Origin of the sequence: Paenibacillus whitsoniae, from assembly GCF_003955665.1 — a bacterium.
In the GTDB taxonomy this organism is placed as follows: domain Bacteria; phylum Bacillota; class Bacilli; order Paenibacillales; family NBRC-103111; genus Paenibacillus_E; species Paenibacillus_E whitsoniae.
In genome coordinates this window covers 38,617-60,383 of record NZ_RXHU01000082.1, presented here as the reverse complement: position 1 = coordinate 60,383, position 21,767 = coordinate 38,617, and the positions used below count along the sequence as shown (strand labels likewise).

Sequence of the window (21,767 nt, the reverse complement as noted above, 5' to 3'; positions counted from 1 at the left end):
TCTAAACTTAGTCATTTGGTGAGGTTGGCCCGAATTTAACTGTAGTATTTGCAGGTTTCTTCCGTTTTTCGGCTATTTTCTTGAAATTTGATGTAGTTTCTGCAGGTTGCGGGCAGCATACGCCATCGCATCAGGCACACCGTCTATACATGCGAGCGCCAGCCGCCCCGCCCATACAAGTCGTCGTCCACCATCCGCCGCCTAGCCACTCACAAGACGGCGCACCCCCATGCGCCTCCCCTCTAATGCACCCGGCCCGCCGCCTCGTCCGGCGAGCCGCCAATCCGCGCTAGCGTCTCGCGGTCGCAGATCACGTACAGCTGCGCATCCGCCGGCACCGGGGCGTCCAGCTTGCGGTTGATGTGCAGGTCGCCGCGATCCGCGACCAGCGTGGCGCCCTGGTCCAGCAGGGCGCTGAACGCATCGCGGTACGTTCGCCACGCCGGCTGCTTCGGCACCTCGTACATACCCTCGGTGCACTGCCGGCTCATCAACTCGGCATACATCTGCGTGACGCCGTGCGTGTAGATGGAACGGACGGCGGCATGCGAGATCATCTCCTGCGTCGGAATGAACTCGTCGACATCCGCGTGCTTAAACAGCGCGATGTGTTTCTCGTTCATCACCTCGGCGGTGATGTGGACCGAGACGCCTAAGCGCTCTTCGAGCGCGGCGATGGCGGTGGCGACGAGCAGTGTTTTGCCGTCGACGAGCAGCGGATCTTTCGCTGCATAGACGTCTTGCGTCATATGATCCGCGAAGAGAATTACGCCCATTGCACGGGGCAGCCCGGCTTGCAACAGTGTTTCTTCGCCGGTCGCGTCGCCGCGCACGTAGAAGAGCCGATCGTCCACGATCGGGAGCTTGTCGAGCTTGTCGATCAGCACAATGTCGGTGGAACGGTCAGAGGTCAGAATCTCCTGAATCGCGAGCTTCGCTTTGTCGTTCCAGCCGACGAGGATGATATGGTTTTGGCCTGAATAGTTCAATTGACCACCTACTCGTAGTTGTTCAAGATGCGCGAGGGATTTGACGATTTTTCGGATAAACGCGCTGATCAGCGCAATGCCCGTGACATACAGGCAGATGGTAAAAAATTTACCGCTATCTGTCACCGGCGCATAATCGCCAAAGCCGATGGTGGCGAGGGTGGTTAGCACCCAGTATACGGAGGTCAGCATGGAGTGATCAAAGGTATCGGGCTCCAGTGTCAGCGCAACGGCGGCGGCAAGTAAGACATATCCGATGACAAAAGGGAAGAAAATGCGGCCCTTCAAATGAATCAGGTGGTAGAACACTTTTTTTAATTGTAGCCACATCGGCAAGGCGGCCCCCCAGCTTTTGCATCCAAATTCAACATGTGCTACTTCCTAATCTGCCCCAATGCGGCTAATCTCACACGCAAATAGCACTGATCGCCGACAAGAGGATGCACCAAGGTTGTGTGATAAATACAACGTTGAGGACAAGCGCTAGGTATAAGCGTTGCCGGCCAAACGGCAGATGTAAACATTCTGTTAACTGTTGCGCCCCCTTCACAAATTCTTATCCCCCGCTTGATATTCAACTTACATACAACCTGCATAATGAGTCTTGTCAGCAATTCCAATCTGGAGGACAAAGGAGCAGACCATGCAAACCAAAGATCAGATCAAACCTCATTTCAGTGTGTTGGAAGACGTTCGCTTTATCACCAACAAACGGCCTTGGTTCGGCAAGCATCCGGAGACATTAACAGGCGATTATGCTTTTGCCGTCGTAGGCGACCGGTGCGGGATGGCGACGGCGGGCGTGTTTGAGAAAGCGATCGAGGTGCTCAAGGATTTGAAGCCGTCGTTTGTGCTGGCCGTTGGCGATTTAATTGAGGGCTACTGGACGAACCCTGCCTCCGCGCATGAGGAGTGGGATGAGCTGGATGCGATGGTGCAAGCGACGGGTCTGCCGTTTTTCCCGACGGTCGGCAATCACGACTACGGCAACGCTGTGATGGCGGACGTGTGGAGCGAGCGTAAAGGCATGGATTATTACGCTTTCCGCGCCGGCGACGCGTTGTACATCACGATCAATACGGAGCATACGCCGGATGAGCTGCCGGAAGCGTTCGTAAACGTGATCAAAACGGTAACGGAACAAATTAAGCGCGATCCCGCAGGCGCCAAGCAGCATCTAAAAGCGTTCGGCGAGGCATTGACGCCCGAGCAGCTCCAAGGCATGTCGCAAATCAAAATGACGATCGGCGAAGAGCAGTTCGCTTTTATCGAGGACGTATTGAAAGAGCACCAGGACGTATCCTGGACCTTTATCTCCATGCATAAACCGGGCTGGAAAACGGGCAGCGAGGAGTTCACGCGCCTGGAGCGGCTGTTGAGCAATCGCCCGCACACGATTTTCGCAGGGCACCTGCACGAGCTTGAATATACCCGCGAAGGCAACCGCGAGCTGATCCAACTGGGCCGTACCGGCGGACTGCCGCACGGAGAGGAAGAAGTTGGCGCTAACGCTAACCTGCTGCTGTGGGTTACGATGCGAGGCGGCGTTCCGACCTACCGTGTCATCCATCTGGACGGCGTGCAGGACATTACGGCTTATCCGCCTCATAGAACAAAACACGTGAAGGAGTAAATCCCCATGGAATCTATTTTCTTTGTACATATCACGGATATTCACCTGAGCAAGCCAGGCAAGCAGCCGCTGTTCGGATTGACCATGTCCGACAAACTGCACAGCATTTTCGCCGAAATCGGCAAGTTGGAAACGAAGCCGGCCTTTGTCGTGGTCAGCGGCGATTTGACGCATGACGGCGATCTGGAGGATTACCGTTTTCTGCGGAGTTTCCTGCAAGCGGAAGAGCGTGCGCTCGGCGTGCCGATTCATGTGGCGCTCGGCAATCACGATACGCGCGAGCCGTTTCGCGAGGGGTATCTCGAGGAGGAGCCTTCCGACGCTTCGTACTACTACAGCTTCATGAACGACGGGCTGCGTGTGGTCGTGCTGAATACGCAAGTGCCGGGCAGCCATGACGGATATCTGGATCCTGAGCAGCTTCGCTGGCTGAAAGGCGTGCTCGCCGAACCGGCACCGATCGGCACCATTCTCGTGCACCATCACCCGGTCGTGGCGACGCCGACGGCGATGATGGACAGCCACCTGCTGCAAAATCCACAGGACCTGGCGGCGGTCATCGAAGGCAGCGATGTGATCGGTCTGCTGTCGGGGCACATTCATTTTCACAACATCGGCTTGCTGAACGGCATCCTGTGCGCTTCGGCGGACGGTTCGGCCTTCGGCTTGGATCCGATGGCAGAGGGCGTCATGCGCATGGTCGAGCGCTCCGGCTATAACTATGTTCTCGTGAAAAACGGACAGATGATCGTACAACCGATGATGGTGCCGGGCGAGCAGCGTGTGCTGGTCGAGTATGATCTGAAGAAGCTGCAAGCGGCGCATAGCTAATCAGAATAGAGGAGAGGGAGACCATCATGTCCAGAAAAATGGTAACAGCCGGCGTAATTGCCTTGGCCATGTTGACAACAGCGGCCTGCGGGACTGCCAATCAGGAGGCATCCGGTTCTGTGAAGTCGTCCGGCGAGCCGACCCAAATTACGTTCTACAGCTACAATCTGGCGATTGCCAGTCAAAAAGAGGGCGTGCTGCAGTTGATCTCCGAATTCGAAGCGGCTCACCCGGATATTAAAATCGATCCGATCGCCATTGCGTCGACCGAAATCAATACGAAGGTGCAGGCGGATATTGCCGCCGGCTCGCGTCCCGACGTGGCGCAGCTCGTCTTTGACGGACTGGATTATGCCGTGCAGAACTACGGCGCCAAGGCGCTCGAGGACGTTGTTCCGGCCGACGAGCTGAAAAAGAACTTCGAAGGCTTCTCCCCTAACGGGCTGAAGCTGGGACAGCTTAAAGGCAAAACATACGGCATGCCGTACACATTCAGCACACCGGTTCTCTTTTACAATGCGAAAATCTTCCAAGATGCCGGACTCGACCCGAACCAGCCGCCGAAAACGTGGGACGAGGTGAAGCAGGCAGCCCTGCAAATCACCTCCAAAACGAAAGCCGCAGGCGTCCACATCCAAGGGATGGCAGGCGCAGACTGGGTCGCGCAAGCGCTGGTCGGCAGCAATGGCGGCAAGGTGCTCTCCGATGACCGCAAATCGATTCAGTTCGGTGAGCCTGCGGCCGTCGGCGCCATCACGATGTGGCGGGATCTGATCCAAAGCGGCGCGCACGACAAATTGAACGACGGCGACGTGACGCAATCGTTCAGCGAAGGCAAGCTCGGTATGCTGCTCACCACAAGTGCGCTGCAAAGCGGCTTCATCACAGCGGCGAAAGCAGGCGGCTGGGAACTGAAAAACGCAGCGATGCCTTCCTTCGGCAGCAAGCCGACAACGCCGGTGAACTCCGGCAGCGCTTTGTTCATCTTGTCCGAAGATAAAGCGAAGCAAAAGGCGGCGTGGGAATTCGTGAAGTTTGCGACTAGCGAGCGCGGCTACACCATCATCACGACGAAAATGGGCTACCTCCCGCTGCGTCCCGCGATCGTAGACGACGCGCAATATCTGAAAGACTGGGTTGCGCAGAATCCGCTCGTTAAGCCGAATCTGGATCAGCTTGCGCGCCTGCAGCCATGGGTGTCCTACCCAGGCGCCAAATTCAGCCAAGTCGAGTCGACCTTCCTCGATGCCGTGCAAAAATCGCTGCAAACGACCGGCGATATTACGCCGATCATGCAGGACGCGCAGAAGCGCGCGCAAACGCTGATTCAATAAGCTTGACCGGAAAGGAGCAAACCCATGAATAATACCCTTGCTGGGGCTCTGCCTAAGGAACGGTCCAACCCGGTGCAGCGCGTGCGCCGCAAGCGCTCGCTGCGCTGGATCATGCCGTGGCTGTACCTGCTGCCGGCGCTGCTGTCCATCGGCTACTGGGTGTACCGTCCGCTGCTGCAGACAGTGCGGCTCAGTTTCTATGAGTGGAACATGCTGCCGACTTCGCCTCAGGTCTGGATGGGACTGAAAAACTACGAGCTCCTGTTCAAGCTGCCGGACATGAGCCAGGCGCTGCTGAACACGCTGATCTACACCGTCGGTGTGCTGCCGTTCTCACTTATCATCCCGCTGGCTATCGCCATTGCCACCGACAACATCGGCAAGCGGTCGCGCACCTTGTATCGGGCGCTCGTCTTCGTGCCGATGATCATGGCGCCGGTCGCCGTATCCGCGATCTGGAGCTGGCTCATGAACCCGATGGGCGGCCTCATCAACAAAACGTTGATGGCGCTGCATCTCGTTCATGATCCGATTCGTTTCTTTTCCGACGCCAACTGGGCGATCTGGTCAGTCACCTTCATTACGGGCTGGAAGCTGATCGGCTTCAGCACCTTGATCTTCTCGGCCGCCTTGTCCGGTCTGAACAAGGAGTACGTCGAAGCGGCCAGAATGGATCGGGCAAGCCGCTGGCAAATCATTTGGCACGTGCTGCTGCCCTTACTGTCGCCAACGATTATGTTCATGGCGATGCTGAGCACGTTGTTCGCCGCCGAATGGAGCTTTTCCTACATCAATGTGCTGACGCAGGGCGGCCCGATGAACTCCACGACCAACATCTATTACCTGCTGTGGACGTACGGCTTCAAGACATTCTCCGTCGGATCGAGCTCGGCGGCAGCAGTTGTTGTCGTATTCGGCTCGAGCTTGATCGCGCTTGGTTTCATGAAGCTCTCGAACAAGCTGTCGTTCTACGATAATTAATTGCGCGTTCCGAAATTACTGCCTACTTATTCGGAAAAGTCGCCAAAGGAGGAACAGACGTGAAGAAAACGTCTCTGACCGTGTCCCGCCCGGCGCTGGCCGGCAAGCATATTTTGCTCATATTGCTGAGTTTGTTGGCTGTTTTTCCATTTTACTGGATGCTGAATACATCATTTAAAACGGCCGGCGACATCTATTCCACTTCGCTGCTGCCGAAGCATTGGACGTTCGACAACTACCTCTATGCGTGGAAAGCCATTCCGATGGCCCGCATGATGGCGAATTCGCTGACGGTGGCGATCGTGCAAACGGCAACGCAGCTCTTGACGAGCGTTCTGGCCGCTTTTGCGTTTACCCGCTGGCAGTTCCGCGGGCAGGGCATCGTGTTTGCCCTGATCTCGCTTACTTGGCTGGTGCCGTTTCAGGTCATCATGATTCCGAACTATGTCGTCATCAGCGGCTGGGGGCTGCGCAATAATTTGCTGGGGCTGATTATTCCGAACCTTGTCTCGGCGTTCGCCGTCCTGCAGATGTACCACACGTTCCGAACGTTTCCCAAAACGCTGATCGAAGCGGCCCGTCTCGACGGGGCCTCCGATTGGAGCGTGCTGTGGCGCACCATATTTCCGAACTTGCGGGCGACGATCGCCTCAACGGGCGTGCTGCTGTTCATATCGGCTTGGAACGATTATTTCTGGCCGCTGCTCGTCACGAATAAACCGCAGTTTTCGACCCTGCAGATCGGTCTGCAATCTTTTATGTCCACGGAGGCCAACCAATGGGGGCCGATGATGGCGGCGACAACCATGGCGAGCCTGCCCATTCTCGTGATTTACCTGGCTTTGCAGCGACACATTATCGATTCTTTCTTAAAAGGCGGCTTGCGTTAATGAATTCACCTGCACCCGATGAACGGGATTACTCACAACTAACGGGCTTGGCTAAACCCTCTCTGGAAAAATTAGCCCATCAACAAATTCGGGAGCACATGTTAAATGGCTACTTTTTGCCTGGCATGCTGCTCTCGGAAAATGAACTGGCCGAACGCTTCGGCATGAGCCGAACACCGATCCGGGCCGCTATCTCTTTGCTGGAAAAAGAGGGCTTCGTGGAGTCCATCCGGGGACGGGGCGTCTTCGTCAAAGACATCTCGTTCCGGGAGTTCCACGAGATGTTCGAGGTGTTGTCCTCGCTCCAGCTGTACAGTCTGGACATCGCGGCGATGCGAAAGCTCGACTTCGATTTGCCGACGCTGGAAGGGTATCTGGAGCGGCAGTTGCGCGCCTCTGCGGAGGACGATTACCGCACCTATTATGAAAGCGGGCTGCTCTTTATTGAAACGATGCTGCGCATGGTGAAGAATGCAAGCATGCTGCAGATCATCGAACAGATCAAAGGCAAATATATGTTCAAAATCATTTCGTACCGCAAGCTGCATGTCCACACGCTGCCCAAGCCGCAGCAATCGGGGCATTTCAATAAACGCATCTACCAGGCGCTGGCGGCAGGAGATCTGGACGAAGCGAGAGGTGTCGTCCTGGAGTTGATTGAACAGATGCGCCGGCAATTTCAATCTTTTGATATGTAACGAGCAGTCATCCTATCATAGAAACGGTGGTTACACGCTATGAATGCCATGGTAAAAACAGGGGAGCGCGTGCTTGCAGTGGAAGGCGCATATAACGTACGAGACTTGGGCGGTTATGCGACAAAAGACGGTAAAACGACGAAATGGGGAGCGTTCTACCGCGCGGACGGCTTGCACCGGGTATCGGAACAAAGCCGTGCCGCTTTGGCAGGCCGGGGAATCGCGAGCGTGATCGACCTTCGGCATTCGCGGGAAGTGGAGGAGAAGCGGAACGTCTTCGCGGAGTATGAAGGCGTCGCGTATCACAACATTTCGCTGATTAACCCGGCGAAAGTGTCTAGCGGCGCGGTGCGCAGCCTGGGCGACCTGTACGTCGACCTGCTGGACGGGGCGCAAGCGGAATTGCTGCGCATCTTCACGGTGCTGGCGGAGAGCGGTGAAAGTGCCGTTCTGTATCACTGCACGGCGGGCAAAGACCGCACCGGCGTCGTGTCTGCGCTGCTGCTCGCGCTGGCGGGCGTGCCGGAGGCGACCATCGTCGAAGATTATAGCCTGACGGCTGTCTGCTTGACGCCGCTCATGGACGAACTGCGCCGCGACCGCCCCGAGGGAGTGTCGGCGGAGGTGTACGAGCACTTTATCGGCTGCGACCCCGGCAACATGGTCATGATGCTGGAGCACCTCGCCGAGAAGTACACGAGTGCCGAGCAGTACTTGCGCGGCATTGGGCTGACGGAGGCGCAGCTTCAGGCGCTGAAGGCGCGGTTGGTTGGGTAGAGTTGAACACGTCCCCTCTGTCTGGAGAGGACGTGTTTTTTTGTGGCTAAGCGACGCGGGGAGGGCGTTGTCTCTGCGAAAAGGGGGCGAATCCCGCCTACCGCGGTGCGCCGCCTGCAAAAGTACAGGAAATTTCGCTATCCCGGCCTAATCCTTGAAGGCTCCTGCAAAAAGTACATTAAATTCCGACAACATTTCATTTGGAAGCGATTACAAATCGACCTTCTTGAAATTTAGCTGTAGGAAATGCAGGTATTCCTGTAATTTTGCTCTATTGGGTTGAATTTAGCTGTAGTTTTTACAGTTTGTGGTTCTAAGAAAGTCCCAAAACTCAATGCCAACACGTGGATGCCGCGCCAGTCGCTTAAATCGCACTGTTTATGCTTATTCCAAGAGTTAGAAGAGAGGAGTGGCAGCGAATTTCTGACTTGTTGTACTTGAATGAGTGGAGTTTGGAAAAATGTAATGTGTAGCGGTTGCCACAGTGCTTATGCAGCTTCCGATGCGTCATTTCAAATTGTAACGGTCGCGACAGCGCTTATTTGCTGAAAAACCAACGAAATCTGGTCAATTTGACTCGAATAGCCGCTGCTGCAACCGTTAGCCTTGAAAAAATGGTATTTAGCGCTAAATAGGCGCCAGGGCAACCGTTAGCGTTGAGGTGCTTGTTCAACTTGATCATCATTAGGAGGCGCCAAATTCCACTTCTTTCATCACAACTAAAAACCTGGCCGCAGAGGGCCAGGCTTCTATCTTCACCGCACACATTAGAAGGGAAGCGCATGAGAGCAACTAATTCTTGGCCATCCAGCTGACGATTTCGGGATGCTCCGTGTACAAGCGATGGTGGTACATAAAGTACTCGACAGCCTCCGACTCATCCCCGAACCCAATCGTCTCCGGTGGGTTCTTAGGCACCTTTTTCAGTCCAAGCAGCAGCGGGAGGACATGAGGATTTTGTTTCTTGGCTTGGCGCAGCAGTCTTTTCATTTCCTGTTGTGGCCCTTGCAGCATGTACAGCATGAAAAGGCGGTTATAGTTGAATTGCGCGCTATCCTCATCGTACTCGTCAATGACAGCTATCCCTTTCTGGTATTGCTTAGTGAATATATAGGCGGTGACCAGCAAGTAGCGGGCGCCCATGCCGTCGTCCGGTGAGAGGGCAAGCATCTCCTCAAGCAGGGATACGGCTTCCTTTGAGCGCTGCAACACGTAGAGACAAAGCTCAGCGCAGCCGTACATGGAGCGCATAAATGGTCTTGTTTCCGTTAATCCCCAGAAAAAACCTTTGTTTTTCGCGAAAAAGGCGCTGCCGAGCTGCTTGCGCCCAGCTTCGATGCCTTGGCGATAGTAGTCGGCGGCTAAGTTGAAGTCCTTCAAGTCCCCGGCAATAATGTTATAGGCATCCGGATGAAGGGGATCAAGCTTGATCGCTTGCTCGGCTAGTGACTTCCGTTCCTTCTGGGAGCGTGTGTGCCAAGCTTTATCGATAAGGTGCTGCGCCGGACTGACGGAGCCAAGGCGGGACGACCGCAGCTGCGATGCCATGAAGGAATCCTCTTCATCCAAAAAATCGTCATCGTCATCCCACGCAGCATCCTCTTCTTCATCGCTCATGGTCTGATCTAAGAAACCGAGGATTTCCTGGAACCGTTTGGAGATGCTGCCGGCTGAAACCCCGTAACGCGCGGCTACAGCCGTTTGAGTGGCCTCCACTTCTTCCAACAGGAAGGACAGCGTGTACTCCAACGTGGCGAGGACTACAGTCTGCTTGTTAATGATTGGTTTGGATGAGGTCGAATAATGATTCCAAAGCGAGGCAATCATGGAAATGTCTTTCCACGTGTAACGCCCCAATAAGTGCTCAGGGAGCTTAGTGGCAATGATCTCGTAAACGGGGGATGTCCATTGCAAGTAAGCAATGAAAGACTTATATTCGGCTTGCGAAGCCGGGTGTTGCGGTTCCGCCTTCACTTCTTCCTGCGCCGTTTGCTGCGCGCCGATGCGCACAACGTTCCCGGCCTCGTCTGCCGGAAGGCAGCATTTCTTATACTTATTGCCACTACCGCAAGGACAAGGATCATTCCTGCCGACTTTCACCAATTGTGACATATACAGCCCTCAAATCTTCATTTTCTTTCAATTATATCACAATACCTAACATAAACCCGTCATAGCCTTTGCTGCCCACAGTCTGGATCGCCGTTGCGCTGATGCGCGGTTCTTGGGCCAACAGCTCGTAAAATGTCCGGACCCCCTGCACGCGCGCATCGGCACTGTCTTCCCGCAAGATCTCGCCCTCACGGATGACGTTGTCGCCGAGAATGACCGTGCCTGGCTGCGAGAACGCCAGCGCCCACTTCAAATAGTGCGGATTGTTCGGCTTATCCGCATCGATAAAGATGAAGTCGAACGGCTGCGTGCCCTCGGCTTCGAGCTCGGCCAACTGCGCCAGGGCGTCGCCCACCCGCAGTTCCACCTTGCCGGCCAGCCCCGCCAGCTGCAAGTTCGCTTGTGCGATTTCCGCATGGTGCGGGTCCAGCTCCAGCGTGACAAGCCGTCCGTCTGCAGGCAGCGCCCGCGCCATCCAAATCGTGCTGTAGGCACCCAAGGTGCCGATCTCCAGAATACGCTTCGCACCCTTCATCTGAATGAGAAGCTGCAGCAGTTTGCCTTGGCTCGGGCTGACATCGTAGGGCGGCAGAGCCGCCATCCGATTGGCGGAGAGCACTCGCTCCAGATCGGGGTCATGCGGAATTAATTGCTGCTCAATATAATGATCGACTTTTTCCCACGTTTCGTTCGGTTGCATGTGAATCACGTCTCCTCAGTGAAAGGGTTACTTTCTGCTTTTAGTGTACGAGGATTCGATGCATAAATATAATATATAATTATCTGTAAATCATACATTTAGTGTATAAATGGAGGCGCCAATGAATTTACATGCTTTGCGGCTGTTCCATATCATCGCGTCAACGGGCAGTGTCACGCGCGCTTCGGAGCAGCTCCATATCAGCCAACCGGCCATCACCGCGCAGATCAAAAGGTTCGAAAAAGAGCTCCGCTTCCCGCTCTTAAAGCCGGAAGGGCGAGGCATCGCCTTGACCGATGCGGGGGAGGAGCTTGCTCGGTTGGCGAAGCGGCTGTTCGCGGTGGAGCAGCAGCTTGAGCAGTTCGCGGACGATTACCGCAATGGGGCGACTGGCGTCATTCGGCTGGCGGCGACGTATTTGCCGGCGCACTTTTTGCTGCCGGCGTGGCTAGCGCGTTTTAAACGGCAGTATGAGCAGGTGGAGATGACGATTACGACGACGAACTCCGGAGACGCCTTGGCCAAGCTGATGAATGTCGAGGTGGATATTGCGATATTTGGAGGGGCCGCAGAGGACTATCCGGAGGCGATTCATAAGGAGGAGTTATTCCAGGATGAGCTATGGTTCGTCGTAGCGCCTCATCACCGATACGCGGGTCAGCGGGTGACACTCGCGGAGATGATGAAAGAACCTTTTGTTATGCGGGAGGAAGGAAGTACGACGCGGGAGCGGCTGCTGTCGCTTTGCCGGACGTATGGTGCCGCGCTCCCGACGATATCGCTCCAATTTAATGGCTTGCATGAAGCGATTCAAGCTGTCATTGCGGGGTACGGTGCGAACTTTGTGTCTTCGCTTGTGGTGCGCGACTTTGTGGAGCGCGGCGAGCTCGCCCGCGTCTACGTGGATGGCATTCAGTTGATGAATGCCATCGGCATCTGTACCCGGAAGCATGAGCCGCTCCCCCCTTCGGCAGCGAATTTCATTCAGTTGGTGAAGGGGGAAGCCTGAACGGACATGCAAAACATGTAAAAATTTGTAGAGGAAATGACTTCCATTTGTCGAACTATTCCTCCAAAAGGGGGAATGGACTTGTTAGGAGTGGCATTATCCGGCGGCGGCTACCGTGCATCGTTATTTCATCTTGGGGTGTTGGCACGCCTTGCCGATTCAGGATTGCTAAGGCAGGTCGAGGCGTTCTCAACGGTATCGGGCGGTTCGATTGTAGGGGCATTTTATTATCACATGCTGTGCGAGGAGCTGCGGAAGGATCGCGTGTTAACCGATCAGGATTATCGCGATTTGATGCAGCGGGTTATTGGAGCATTTGTCACAGCGGTGCAGGAGGATTTGCGCAATCGAGCGCTGGTCTCGGGGGTGATCTCATCCGTCATCCCGCCGCAGATTACGAAGCCGCTGCTGAGTTTCATGCATCGGATCTTTCCGTCATTGAACACCGACGTGGTGTTCGCTTCCAAGTTGGAGCAGGGGCTTAGGGCGTTGATGTTCCACGATACCGTCCTGCTGGACTGGCAGCAGCCACCTGTCCACCCGTCGAACCGGAAGCCGGAGCTCATCATGAATACGTCGATTCTTGAGAATGGACAGACGCTTTATGTATCGACGAATCCTGACAGTGTGCTGTGGGCACGCAACGCGATGAATCATGGCGTGCAGGCGGATGAGCTGCAGCAGCTGCCGATTGCCAAAGCGGTGGCGGCATCGGCCTGTGTGCCGGGGCTTTTTGACCCGATGGATATTCGCTTTGGGGATCATGGGGTTCATGGCGTCGACGGCGGTGTATTGGACAATCTGGGCGGTCATGCGCTGGAGCTGCTGCGGCAGTCGGACATGACGATGCTGCTCAGTGACGCGTCAATGCCGATGGCCGTGGAGAGCTACGAGGACGTCGACGCGGTGGAGTCTTTTCTCCGTATCCAGGATTTGTTCATGAATGTCATTCGTGATCTGCGGATGGGAGCGGCCGGGGATGTACGCATCGACATGCGCTGCGATCTTCCCGGCATTGATTCGACTGTCAGGACACTGGCGATGACGATGCGAACGGATCTGAACGCATTCTCGGAGGTGGAGGCCTACACCTTGATGTACGTGGGATATCGATCGTGCGAGGAACAGCTCAGACGCAAACAGGTGAAAGATGAGTTGCTGGCAGAGGCTGCAGCGGAAACCGCCTGGCCGTTTATGACCATTCGCGAATATGCGGCATCGCCAACGCCGGCATACTTGACGATGCTGGATCGCAAGCGAGACAAGCGGTTTGCCATCCCTAAGCCGAGCATCACGCAGTTCATCAGCCTGGCGTATTTGCTGTTATATGCGACGCTGTTTGTCTACATAACGATAAACCACGGCGTAATAGAGGCGCTGTGGTATGCGTTCTGCATACCCGTGCTCTTTGTAACGTGTGTTGGCCTTCTGTATTTACGCAGGCGCCTCGTCAAGGATCGACGCCGAGGGACGCTGGCGCAGCTGGAGCAAAGCAATTTCCGCCTGTAACGGGGCGGGATAGAGAAAGGGAGGTCACGGTATAGACGACCGGGACCTCCCTTTTTAGTTATATCGATAACCTACTGCGGATTCGCTTCAATAGCGCCCCCAAGCCATTCGAATTCATATTCAAATTGAGCTGTGGAGCTGTAAACATCAGGTGAGTAGGGACGGACGACCGGGAGGGAGGCGGAAGGCTGGGCAGCGGCCTCCGGATTCTTTTCATGGGCGCTGACGCCTAACGCCGTTAGGAAAAATAAGCCAATGCATAACCAGACCATTTTGACCGTCATAAGGTTCGCCGCCTCCGTCGCTTCAAGATATTTTAAGTGTAAGCCGGGCATGTCATCGCAGTATCAACGGGATGTAAAGATTGCGTGGATTTTCTAGTAATCTCGTATAGTAAGCGGCGATAGATTCCGATATAATTTGATTACAAAAGATGTCGAATTGTAGGGATGATCGATGCTTGGCACAATTGGGGGAACAGCTAGAATGAGACGCAGATTCAGGTTATGGAAGCAAATTGGCATCGGGATATGCGGCGGTCTCATCGGAACGATCGCTTTAACGTTCACCCCTGCGACAACAGAGCAGAATACCACGCCCAATGTGGAGAAACGGCATGTGATGATTCGGCTGGAGGATGTCGGCCTTGGCGGCGATTACAACAGTCCCGAGGGGTTGGGCAAGCTGCGTGCGGTGTTTGAATATTTGGCCTCGGAGCATGTGCCCTATCATGTTGCAGTCATTCCGAGGCGCATTTCGATGAAGGCGGACGGTGTCTGGAAAGAACGCGGCATCGACGACCCGAATCCCGATCCTCTGGTAAGCGCGTTCATCAAGGTACTCCAGGATGCGCAGCGAAACGGCGGCGTCCTCGGTATGCACGGCTACCGGCATCAGTATGGCGAGTCGTATCGGGCAGACGGTGAGCATAACTCGGGGATCGGCTCAGAGTTCAACGTGCAGGGTGCGCCGGAAACGATGGAGACGTCATATGCGGCCGAGCGGATGAAGGATGCGCTTGCCGCGTTTGCGAAAGCGGGCTTGCAGCCGGCCTTTTGGGAGTCGCCGCATTATCAGGACACCCGGGGGCAAGAGGAAGTGTTCCGGTCGTTCGTCGGCCTGCTCTATCAACCGGACATGCATTCGAAGAACTCCCTGAAAGATCTCGTCACCTACGATACGGTCAATACGTATGGGCAAAAGAGTCTCGGTTCCGTGTACGTCCCGGCCCCTTTCAAATATGTGAGCGACTCGCTGTCCGTCGATCAAATGCTGGATCGAGCGCGGACGGACGACGGGTTGGCGTCGTTTTATTTTCACCCCTTCCTGGAATTTTCGCATTTGGAGCAGGTAAAAGGCACCGACGGCGCGCCTGTGGTAAGGGACGGGCTTCCGGCATATGCGTATCGGCAGGAGGAGGATCCCTCCTACTTGCACAAGCTGATGGCCGGCTTCCAGGAGCGCGGCTACCGCTGGATGTCGCTGTACGACGTCGTGCCGTTCACGCCGGGCAGCCGCGTCACGCTGCCGCCGAAGACGCCGATCCACCATGTGCTGGTGGGTGATGTGACAGGCAAAGGGCATGCCGATGTTGTCGTGCGGGAGGCGCACCGCATCCTTGTGATCCCCGGCAACTATACGCCGCCGCGCAACCGCACACAGGAAGGGTCACAGGTGTGGCTGCAGGAAGCGTATGCACCGGAGGAGCAGCTCGTGCTGCTCGACGTAAACGCCGATGGCAAGCAGGACCTGCTCGCGTACAACGCGCAGACCGGCGCTGTCCGCGTGGCGCTGTCGGACGGGCAGGCATTCCTGCCGCCGGAGGACATGGGCGCGATGCCGCCGGGCTTGACCTCGCTGAAAGCGCTTCAGCTCTCGCGCGGCAAAGGGCTGATCGCCAAGGGCGCGCACGGCCTTGTGCAGGCGGCGGTGTCGGGCAAGCGCGTCGAGTACGCCGACGTATCCGCGGCGCTGCCGGAGGATGCGGCCGTGTACACCGGCCGCTTCGACAGCACGGACGTCGACGACGTGCTGTGTGTGTCGGGCAGCGACCGCAAGCTGTCGCTGCTGGCGCAGCAGCGCGGCGGCGGCTTCGCCCCGCCGCGAGCGCTGGATAAGGTGTCCGTGGACGCGGACAGCCAGGTGTTGGTTGGCGATGCGGACGGGGACGGGCGCAGCGATGTGATTTTGTACAACGCGGCGACAGGCGTCTGGCGCGTGCTCGAGAATGAAGGCGGCGGGAGCTTCCGCCCGCTCGACAATGCGTTTGGCCCCTGGGCGCAGGGCGCCGCCCGGCAGGGGCTCGCCGCCGATTGGGACGGCAATGGCAAAGCGGACATTGCCTCGTATGACGAGGCCGGCCATGTCCTGGACATGGCGATGTCGTTCCGCGGCGCGACCCGGTAGGGGGCGTGCGGGTGTTGGTGGAGGGCCGCTCCTTCGGGGGCGGCCTTTTTGGCTGGGCACGCTGCGCTGCAGGTGGCTCAGCAAGGTTTTTAGGCAGTTTGGCGGAGGCGGCGTGCTAGAGCAGCGGCAACAGCGGCAACAGCGGCAACAGCGGATTAGAGCAGGAAGAGCAGGAAGAGCAGAGGAGCAGGAGGAGCAGGGAGAGCAGGCTGGCCAGGCGCGGTGGGGCTTGTCAGGCGAGTAGTCGGGGGCAAGGTCGGCTGGCTTGCTTAAGGGGAACCCCGCCCGCTGACAAGTTGCTTGCCGACAAAGAAACGACGAAATTCCTGCGAATGCGCAGGGATTTTTCGCATTTTCGGCCTGTTCGGGGAAATGCCTGCGAAAACGCAGGCATTTCGAGCGGATTCACCGAAAATCGGCCGATCTGCCACAAAAACCTGCCAAATCGCAGGCTTTTGCCGAAATCGGGGGAGAACGGGATGAAATTCCTGTCTAATCGCAGGTTTGGGGCGGTGGCGTGAACAGCGGAAGGGGGAGGCAGCGTAATATTAGTCTACTTCAGCAGGTATGCGTGGTGAGCGCATGTATCATGGGGAGTGAGGAGTGCCAGGCGTGATTTGTGGCGCTGCCGGCGAACAGCAGGCTCGACCAAAGCGCCGCACGAGTCCACTGCCGTCGGACGACTATGCCCCACCCCCCCCCCACCTGCAACCGGCAAAAAGGCCCTCACGTTCTTTTAACGGAACGTGCAGGGCCTTAGGTCGCTTGCAGGTTACTCAGCGTTCTTTTTGCCAACCCCTTGCAGGTAGGTGAAAGATTCCGATAAGAGATGGATCAGTTGATCCGTCTGCTCTTTGCCCAAGTGGTCGATTAATCCTGCGAAAATCTCTTTATACTGATCCGTCGCCTTTTGCGCGAGCGTGATGCCTGCTTCCGTCAGGGTCAGCTTGGAGATGCGGCGGTCACTTTGGTCCGGGGAGCGTTCGATATAGCCGTTGTGAATGAGACTGTTCGTCATTTGCGTCACGGTCGGCGAAGTGACTTGCAACGTTTTGCGCAGCTCGGAAACGGTCGTTCCCGATGTATCGCCTTGGTCCAACATTCTCTTCATGAGGACGAGAACGCGGACTTCGCTCGTTTTGATTCCCCAGACCGTGGTTTTGCGCCAATCAGCCTTAGCCAAACGTGAAAATACATCAATCAGGCTGAGGATGTAAGCATGGGAGTATTGTGTCATTGTCGTCACCGCCAGACATTCCTGATAGGTAAGGCACACTAATCATAAGAAAAGAGCTCCTTGTCGTCAACTTTCGGGCCGCATTACTCGGTGTTCGAACGATGCGGCATCGGAGAGGAAGAAAAAGGAAAACAGAGATTCAAGCAGAATATTGAGAAGATATCGAGTAGGGGAGGGCTTTCTGTGACGAATGAGGCAATGATGCAAATAACCGAAGTGCGGGAATATATCCCACTACTGCGGAACGCCACGGCGATCTCAAAGATTCATAAAGGTTTCTCTTATGACGGGAAATACCTCGTTTATGAAGGGAGTAACAAACCGGCTTATGTACTCCGTACTGCGACTTTCAAGCAGAGCGAACGTAAAAGGCGGGAGTTCGAGATCGTAGGCCATATCCACGCCCTTGGCGTTCGTACTTCTGAGCCTGTTGCATTTGGCACGATTGAGGCGCTTGATTTATGTTACATGGTTTTACGGTATGTCGAGGGGGAGGATGCGTCCGAAAGGCTGCCGCAGATGACGGCTGAGGAACAGTATAACGTGGGTGTTGAAGCAGGCCGGGAACTGCTTATGATGCACGAGATGGAAGCGCCTGTGGATCTGGAAACGTGGTCAATGCGCAGGATTGCGAAGCATAACCGTCACTTGTCGGACTATCGCCAATGTGGGGTTAAGCTGCCTGGAGAGCGTGCGATTATTGCCTTTATCGAAGAGAAATTGCCGCTGCTGGAAGGTCGCCCGAACCGTTTTCAACACGATGACTTTCATCCCGGCAACCTGCTCGTGCAGGGCGGTGCGTATGCGGCGGCGATCGATTTCAATCGGTACGACTGGGGAGACCCGTATCATGATTTTCTGAAAATCGCCTACTTCGCCAGCGAAGTCAGTATTCCGTTCTCGATGGGGCAAATCGACGGATATTTTAAAGGGAAGGTTCCGGGGGAGTTTTGGAACCTGTATGCGCTGTATACGGCAATGATTATGTTTGGAACGATCACGTGGACGCTCCAAGTCGTGCCGGCACAGCTCGATTCAATGATGGTCCGCATTCAAAGGGTACTGAATGATCATCGGAATTTCGAAAGCGCCGTACCGAAGTGGTACAAAGGCTAGCCAAGCATTTAGAGGATGAGGATGCAAGAGCAAATTGAAGAGTTCGTCATACGTGGGCTAAAGAGGTCTTCATACCATAGTTAATAGTTGGAGGTACCGATGCGATTTTTTGAGATTACTGACGATTCAGGATTTCTTGGCGTATTCAACCCGCAAACCTACATTTCCTTCGTAGACGAAGATTGGGAGTTCGGCCAATTGATCCGTCACTTTAAACAACAGATTGGTCACAAAAACCTTCTGCTTTGGGGGAGTGGTGGTGAAGGGGCTTTAAAGGTAGGCATCGGTGAGAAGTTTAGCGGGGTAAGCGGATTTAAAGAAATCGAAGGGATTATCGAAGTAACAAATGGCAGACTCTGTCTGATTAACTATGAGTCTCTAACAATGGGGGCACAATTTCCTGATGTCAGCTTACCGGAAGCTCATTTGCGAGACTGTGTTTTTGAACTTAGCAATGGACTGTACAAATGTCGAATTGTCCAGATGAACAACGTTGAAGCGAGGTTGGATACTGAACCGGAACTGGACTTCATAATAGAGTTTACGCTAACCGACGATGGAGCTGAACCGTGGAGTCATATCCCATGGTTTGAAAGTGAATGCAACTAATTTTCCCTTTGACGCACTCAATGATGAGGGATGCAGATGGCAGTTCCCCTCGACGACCTGCACTTTGTACATCAAATCAGTCAGTCGAAGCGGGTTTTCGCATGAAATCATGCATTTTGTGCAGGTAAATCGGGTAGACTGCCCCGGTAGCGCCCCAAAAAATGGGTAAATCGCGGATTATATTTTAGGCTTTTTCGGGAAATTCGATGCAGGTTTTACAGGTTCATGGGCGAGGAGGGACGCGAAGGGGATGCTCAAAATGTACCCTCCATACGACACCATCTGTGCTATACTAAAAAAGCAGTGCCGGACAGTGAGGTCCTGCCAACAAAAGTTTCGCCAACAAAAAGATTTGCTGGCAAGCATGACGGTATGATAAATACAACAAAACAAAAAGAAGTTGATCCCTTCCTATGAGAACTACTATCAGCGCGAGAATGCAAACCTTTTTGAACAAGTATTTTACCGGAGATGCGATCGATTATCGCCACATTATCGCCCTCTATGTACCGATTCTCGTGGATCAGGCATTCCTCGTCGGAATGAACCTGATCAACACGGCGATGATTTCCTCATCGGGCGTGGCGGCGGTTAGTGCCGTAAGCATGATTGATTCGCTCAATATTTTTCTGATTAGCGTGTTCATCGCGGTTTCGACCGGTGGCACGGTGGTGGTGGCGCAGTACAAGGGCAGCGGCAACGACCGGATGGTGTCACGAGCGGCGGCAAGCTCAGTATCCTCCGTATCGCTGCTGGCGCTGGCGATTTCTGTGCTTATTTTGCTTTTCCACAGTCCTGCGCTAAAGCTTTTGTTCGGTGCAGCGGCAGACGATGTTTTCGCCAACGCCAAGACGTACATCGTGGGCAGCTCTCTGTCTTTTACGGGAATTGCGATTGTGGAGGCGGTATGCGGTGCGCTGCGCGGGATTGGCAAGTCCCGTTCTTCGCTCAAGCTGTCGCTCATCATGAACCTGACATACGTCGTGCTGAACGTGCTGTTCATTAATGTGCTTCATATGGGCGTGCACGGCCTGACCATTGCGATGAACATTTCGCGCTATGGCGCGGCAGCAGTGGCGCTTCTCTACCTGTTCAAGCTGGACACGAATCTGCGAGTGCAGCTCAGAGAAATGCTTCAGATCAACTGGGCGATGGTGAAAAAGATTTCCTACGTCGGCTTCCCCTTCGCGGCGGAGCAAATGTTCTTCAACGGCGGTAAAATGCTGACGCAAGTGTTCATCGTCAGCCTCGGCACGCACGCGCTGGCGACGAACGCGATCGGCAACTCGCTCGCGACGGTGTTCCAGATTCCGTCGATGGCACTGTCCATTACGACGGTAACGGTCATCGGCCAGTGCATGGGCCGCCAAAACGTGCGGGACGCCCGCAAGTTCGCCAAGGCGTTCATCGGCTTGTCTTCGTTCTCTTTTATTCTCATGACGTTGATTCTGCTGCCTTTATTCCGACCGATTGTCGGTCTGTTCCATCCGCCGGAAGATATTATGCACGACTTGTTCATCATAACCCTGATTAACGCGCTGATGCAGATTCCGCTCTGGCCGCTCTCCTTCTTGATGCCGGCGGCGTTGCGTGCGGCGGGCGATTCCAAGTTCACGTCGATCACCGCCATGCTGTCGATGTGGCTGTTCCGGGTCGTGCTGGGCTATGTGCTCGGCATCGTGTGCCACATGGGCATCGTCGGCGTCTGGCTCGCCATGAACATCGAATGGGGTGTACGCGGCGGCGTCTTCCTCTGGCGGTTCCGCGGCGATAAGTGGTACCGTCACCGATTGATCGAACCGATGGCGTCCTCAGCAAGCCCGCCCTCGGCCACATCGGCTTCTTCGCTTCCGACCGCGAAAAAGTGACAATGTCGCCTTGCAGCTCCCATCGGCGGCGCGGGAGCGGCGAGCATGCGGGGGAAATCCGGCGTTGCGGCTGAAAGTGGGTAAATGGTGTATGAAACTGGATACATAAGCAGACGTATGGTTAGGGGGCATGGTTGGCATGACGCCAGTAACGATGGGGGAAATAATTGCACATGTGCTGGAGGGCACGGCCCTGGCTGAGGGCGGCGTGGATGGTGTTGTGTATGAGCCGGGGAGCGAAGCAGGCAGCGCCGATGCAGATGCGGCCTCGGCAGCTGTGACAGGCGTCGCCGTTGTTTTTCTGGCGACGCAGGCGCTGCTGGAGCAGGCGACAGCGCTGGGCGTGAACCTCGTGATCTCGCACGAGGGTCTGTTTTACTGCCACCGGGAGGACGGCGCGACCTGGCTCCCGGATGACCCCGTCGTCCGCCGGAAGCGCGAGCTGCTCCGGCGGACGGGCATAACGGTCGTGCGCTGCCACGACCGTCCGCACCGCTGCCAGCCGGATACCATCACGGCTGGGTTAGTCGAGGCGCTCGGCTGGGCGCCTCAGGTCGTGACGCACGAGCCGGCGGCCGCGGTCGTGGCGATCGAGCCCATGACGCTGGCGCAAGTCGCGCGTCATGTGAAAGCGAAGCTCGGGATTCCCTATGTACGCATAGCGGGGAATCCCGAGCTGGTGTGCCGCCGCATCGGCATCGCGGCGGGGTATCGCGGCGGCGCCGGCGTAGCGGTGCCGCTCATCCAGGCGCACGGCCTGGATCTCGTCATTGCCGGCGAAGGCCCCGAATGGGAAACGCCGGAGTACGTGCGCGACGCGGCCCGGCAGGGCCGGCCGCTAGCTTATCTTGCGCTCGGCCATGCGGAGAGCGAGGAGCCAGGGATGCGGGCGCTCGCGGCGCAGCTGCGTGAGCGGTTCCCTGGCGTTCCCGTGCATGTGCTGCGGGATGAGCCGCTGTTTAGCGTACTGTGACGATCCTGTGCCCTATAGTCATTAACAAAGCTCTGCGCCTTATTATGATGGCGCAGAGCTTTTTGTTTGTTACGTGCTGGCCATACGGTTCTCCA

Annotated in this window: 19 protein-coding genes; 14 read left to right on the top strand and 5 right to left on the bottom strand. The window is 55.8% G+C overall.

Translation table 11 applies throughout. The features are described 5' to 3' along the window. Positions 1–242: 242 nt before the first annotated feature. Entirely contained in the window at positions 243–1,319 is a 1,077-nt protein-coding gene (locus tag EJQ19_RS24770) for a potassium channel family protein (RefSeq protein WP_126143921.1), read from the bottom strand. Between the two features lie 313 nt (positions 1,320–1,632). On the opposite strand from EJQ19_RS24770, the gene EJQ19_RS24765 reads away from it, so the two are divergent. Genes EJQ19_RS24765 through EJQ19_RS24735 form a run of 7 tightly spaced genes read left to right on the top strand, consistent with a single transcriptional unit; the run spans position 1,633 to position 8,133 of the window. Then, the gene (locus tag EJQ19_RS24765; RefSeq protein ID WP_126143920.1) at positions 1,633–2,622 is read left to right on the top strand and encodes a metallophosphoesterase family protein; all 990 of its coding nucleotides are present in this window, start codon (positions 1,633–1,635) and stop codon (positions 2,620–2,622) included. 6 nt (positions 2,623–2,628) lie between these two features. Continuing rightward, on the top strand, positions 2,629–3,453 hold the full coding sequence (locus EJQ19_RS24760) for a metallophosphoesterase family protein (RefSeq protein ID WP_126143919.1): 825 nt from the start codon (positions 2,629–2,631) through the stop codon (positions 3,451–3,453). 26 nt (positions 3,454–3,479) lie between these two features. After that, entirely contained in the window at positions 3,480–4,787 is a 1,308-nt protein-coding gene (locus tag EJQ19_RS24755) for an ABC transporter substrate-binding protein (protein ID WP_126143918.1), read from the top strand. Between the two features lie 24 nt (positions 4,788–4,811). Beyond that, positions 4,812–5,768, top strand: a complete 957-nt coding sequence (locus EJQ19_RS24750; RefSeq protein ID WP_126143917.1) for a carbohydrate ABC transporter permease — start codon at positions 4,812–4,814, stop codon at positions 5,766–5,768. 59 nt (positions 5,769–5,827) lie between these two features. Continuing rightward, entirely contained in the window at positions 5,828–6,658 is an 831-nt protein-coding gene (locus tag EJQ19_RS24745; RefSeq protein WP_206438482.1) for a carbohydrate ABC transporter permease, read from the top strand. Further along, positions 6,658–7,356 (top strand): GntR family transcriptional regulator, encoded by a 699-nt coding sequence (locus EJQ19_RS24740; protein ID WP_164716710.1) that lies wholly within the window; start codon positions 6,658–6,660, stop codon positions 7,354–7,356. The genes EJQ19_RS24745 and EJQ19_RS24740 overlap by 1 nt, the downstream gene beginning before the upstream one ends. A gap of 39 nt (positions 7,357–7,395) precedes the next feature. Beyond that, positions 7,396–8,133, top strand: coding sequence for a tyrosine-protein phosphatase (locus EJQ19_RS24735; RefSeq protein ID WP_126143915.1), 738 nt, complete (start codon positions 7,396–7,398; stop codon positions 8,131–8,133). Between the two features lie 792 nt (positions 8,134–8,925). On the opposite strand, the gene EJQ19_RS32670 is transcribed toward EJQ19_RS24735, so the two are convergent. Continuing rightward, positions 8,926–10,245: a tetratricopeptide repeat protein gene (locus EJQ19_RS32670; protein ID WP_126143914.1), complete on the bottom strand. Its 1,320-nt coding sequence runs from the start codon at positions 10,243–10,245 to the stop codon at positions 8,926–8,928. Between the two features lie 31 nt (positions 10,246–10,276). Beyond that, on the bottom strand, positions 10,277–10,945 hold the full coding sequence (locus EJQ19_RS24725) for an O-methyltransferase (RefSeq protein ID WP_126143913.1): 669 nt from the start codon (positions 10,943–10,945) through the stop codon (positions 10,277–10,279). Positions 10,946–11,066: 121 nt separating this feature from the next. Between EJQ19_RS24725 and EJQ19_RS24720 the strand changes: the two genes are divergently transcribed. After that, on the top strand, positions 11,067–11,954 hold the full coding sequence (locus EJQ19_RS24720; protein ID WP_126143912.1) for a LysR family transcriptional regulator: 888 nt from the start codon (positions 11,067–11,069) through the stop codon (positions 11,952–11,954). Between the two features lie 90 nt (positions 11,955–12,044). Then, the gene (locus tag EJQ19_RS24715; protein WP_241243082.1) at positions 12,045–13,463 is read left to right on the top strand and encodes a patatin-like phospholipase family protein; all 1,419 of its coding nucleotides are present in this window, start codon (positions 12,045–12,047) and stop codon (positions 13,461–13,463) included. A 71-nt stretch (positions 13,464–13,534) separates the two neighbouring features. On the opposite strand, the gene EJQ19_RS24710 is transcribed toward EJQ19_RS24715, so the two are convergent. After that, positions 13,535–13,747 (bottom strand): hypothetical protein, encoded by a 213-nt coding sequence (locus EJQ19_RS24710; protein WP_126143910.1) that lies wholly within the window; start codon positions 13,745–13,747, stop codon positions 13,535–13,537. A 202-nt stretch (positions 13,748–13,949) separates the two neighbouring features. Between EJQ19_RS24710 and EJQ19_RS24705 the strand changes: the two genes are divergently transcribed. Next, a complete protein-coding gene (locus EJQ19_RS24705) occupies positions 13,950–15,869 on the top strand; it encodes a DUF2334 domain-containing protein (protein ID WP_164716708.1) in 1,920 nt (639 codons plus the stop codon). A gap of 772 nt (positions 15,870–16,641) precedes the next feature. On the opposite strand, the gene EJQ19_RS24700 is transcribed toward EJQ19_RS24705, so the two are convergent. After that, the gene (locus EJQ19_RS24700) at positions 16,642–17,106 is read right to left on the bottom strand and encodes a MarR family winged helix-turn-helix transcriptional regulator (protein ID WP_241243081.1); all 465 of its coding nucleotides are present in this window, start codon (positions 17,104–17,106) and stop codon (positions 16,642–16,644) included. Between the two features lie 183 nt (positions 17,107–17,289). Here EJQ19_RS24700 and EJQ19_RS24695 point away from each other — a divergent pair, with 183 nt between their 5' ends. The 4 genes from EJQ19_RS24695 (at position 17,290) to EJQ19_RS24680 (ending at position 21,672) form a co-directional block, all read left to right on the top strand. Next, complete coding sequence (locus tag EJQ19_RS24695; RefSeq protein ID WP_241243074.1) at positions 17,290–18,222, top strand: phosphotransferase family protein; 933 nt, start codon at positions 17,290–17,292, stop codon at positions 18,220–18,222. A 99-nt stretch (positions 18,223–18,321) separates the two neighbouring features. Next, positions 18,322–18,831, top strand: a complete 510-nt coding sequence (locus EJQ19_RS24690; RefSeq protein ID WP_126143907.1) for a hypothetical protein — start codon at positions 18,322–18,324, stop codon at positions 18,829–18,831. Between the two features lie 413 nt (positions 18,832–19,244). Further along, a complete protein-coding gene (locus EJQ19_RS24685) occupies positions 19,245–20,699 on the top strand; it encodes an MATE family efflux transporter (RefSeq protein WP_126143906.1) in 1,455 nt (484 codons plus the stop codon). 139 nt (positions 20,700–20,838) lie between these two features. After that, positions 20,839–21,672, top strand: a complete 834-nt coding sequence (locus EJQ19_RS24680; RefSeq protein WP_241243073.1) for a Nif3-like dinuclear metal center hexameric protein — start codon at positions 20,839–20,841, stop codon at positions 21,670–21,672. Positions 21,673–21,767 lie beyond the last annotated feature (95 nt).

Excerpts from the sequence above, each read along its gene's own strand:
- EJQ19_RS24760 (WP_126143919.1), top strand. The coding sequence starts at position 2,629 with ATGGAATCTATTTTCTTTGTACATATCACGGATATTCACCTGAGCAAG.
- EJQ19_RS24720 (WP_126143912.1), top strand. The coding sequence starts at position 11,067 with ATGAATTTACATGCTTTGCGGCTGTTCCATATCATCGCGTCAACGGGC.
- EJQ19_RS24690 (WP_126143907.1), top strand. The coding sequence starts at position 18,322 with ATGCGATTTTTTGAGATTACTGACGATTCAGGATTTCTTGGCGTATTC.
- EJQ19_RS24680 (WP_241243073.1), top strand. The coding sequence starts at position 20,839 with ATGACGCCAGTAACGATGGGGGAAATAATTGCACATGTGCTGGAGGGC.
- EJQ19_RS24685 (WP_126143906.1), top strand. The coding sequence starts at position 19,245 with ATGAGAACTACTATCAGCGCGAGAATGCAAACCTTTTTGAACAAGTAT.
- EJQ19_RS24710 (WP_126143910.1), bottom strand. The coding sequence starts at position 13,747 with ATGACGGTCAAAATGGTCTGGTTATGCATTGGCTTATTTTTCCTAACG.
- EJQ19_RS24765 (WP_126143920.1), top strand. The coding sequence starts at position 1,633 with ATGCAAACCAAAGATCAGATCAAACCTCATTTCAGTGTGTTGGAAGAC.
- EJQ19_RS24725 (WP_126143913.1), bottom strand. The coding sequence starts at position 10,945 with ATGCAACCGAACGAAACGTGGGAAAAAGTCGATCATTATATTGAGCAG.
- EJQ19_RS24750 (WP_126143917.1), top strand. The coding sequence starts at position 4,812 with ATGAATAATACCCTTGCTGGGGCTCTGCCTAAGGAACGGTCCAACCCG.
- EJQ19_RS32670 (WP_126143914.1), bottom strand. The coding sequence starts at position 10,245 with ATGTCACAATTGGTGAAAGTCGGCAGGAATGATCCTTGTCCTTGCGGT.
- EJQ19_RS24705 (WP_164716708.1), top strand. The coding sequence starts at position 13,950 with ATGAGACGCAGATTCAGGTTATGGAAGCAAATTGGCATCGGGATATGC.
- EJQ19_RS24700 (WP_241243081.1), bottom strand. The coding sequence starts at position 17,106 with ATGACACAATACTCCCATGCTTACATCCTCAGCCTGATTGATGTATTT.
- EJQ19_RS24755 (WP_126143918.1), top strand. The coding sequence starts at position 3,480 with ATGTCCAGAAAAATGGTAACAGCCGGCGTAATTGCCTTGGCCATGTTG.
- EJQ19_RS24740 (WP_164716710.1), top strand. The coding sequence starts at position 6,658 with ATGAATTCACCTGCACCCGATGAACGGGATTACTCACAACTAACGGGC.
- EJQ19_RS24770 (WP_126143921.1), bottom strand. The coding sequence starts at position 1,319 with ATGTGGCTACAATTAAAAAAAGTGTTCTACCACCTGATTCATTTGAAG.
- EJQ19_RS24735 (WP_126143915.1), top strand. The coding sequence starts at position 7,396 with ATGAATGCCATGGTAAAAACAGGGGAGCGCGTGCTTGCAGTGGAAGGC.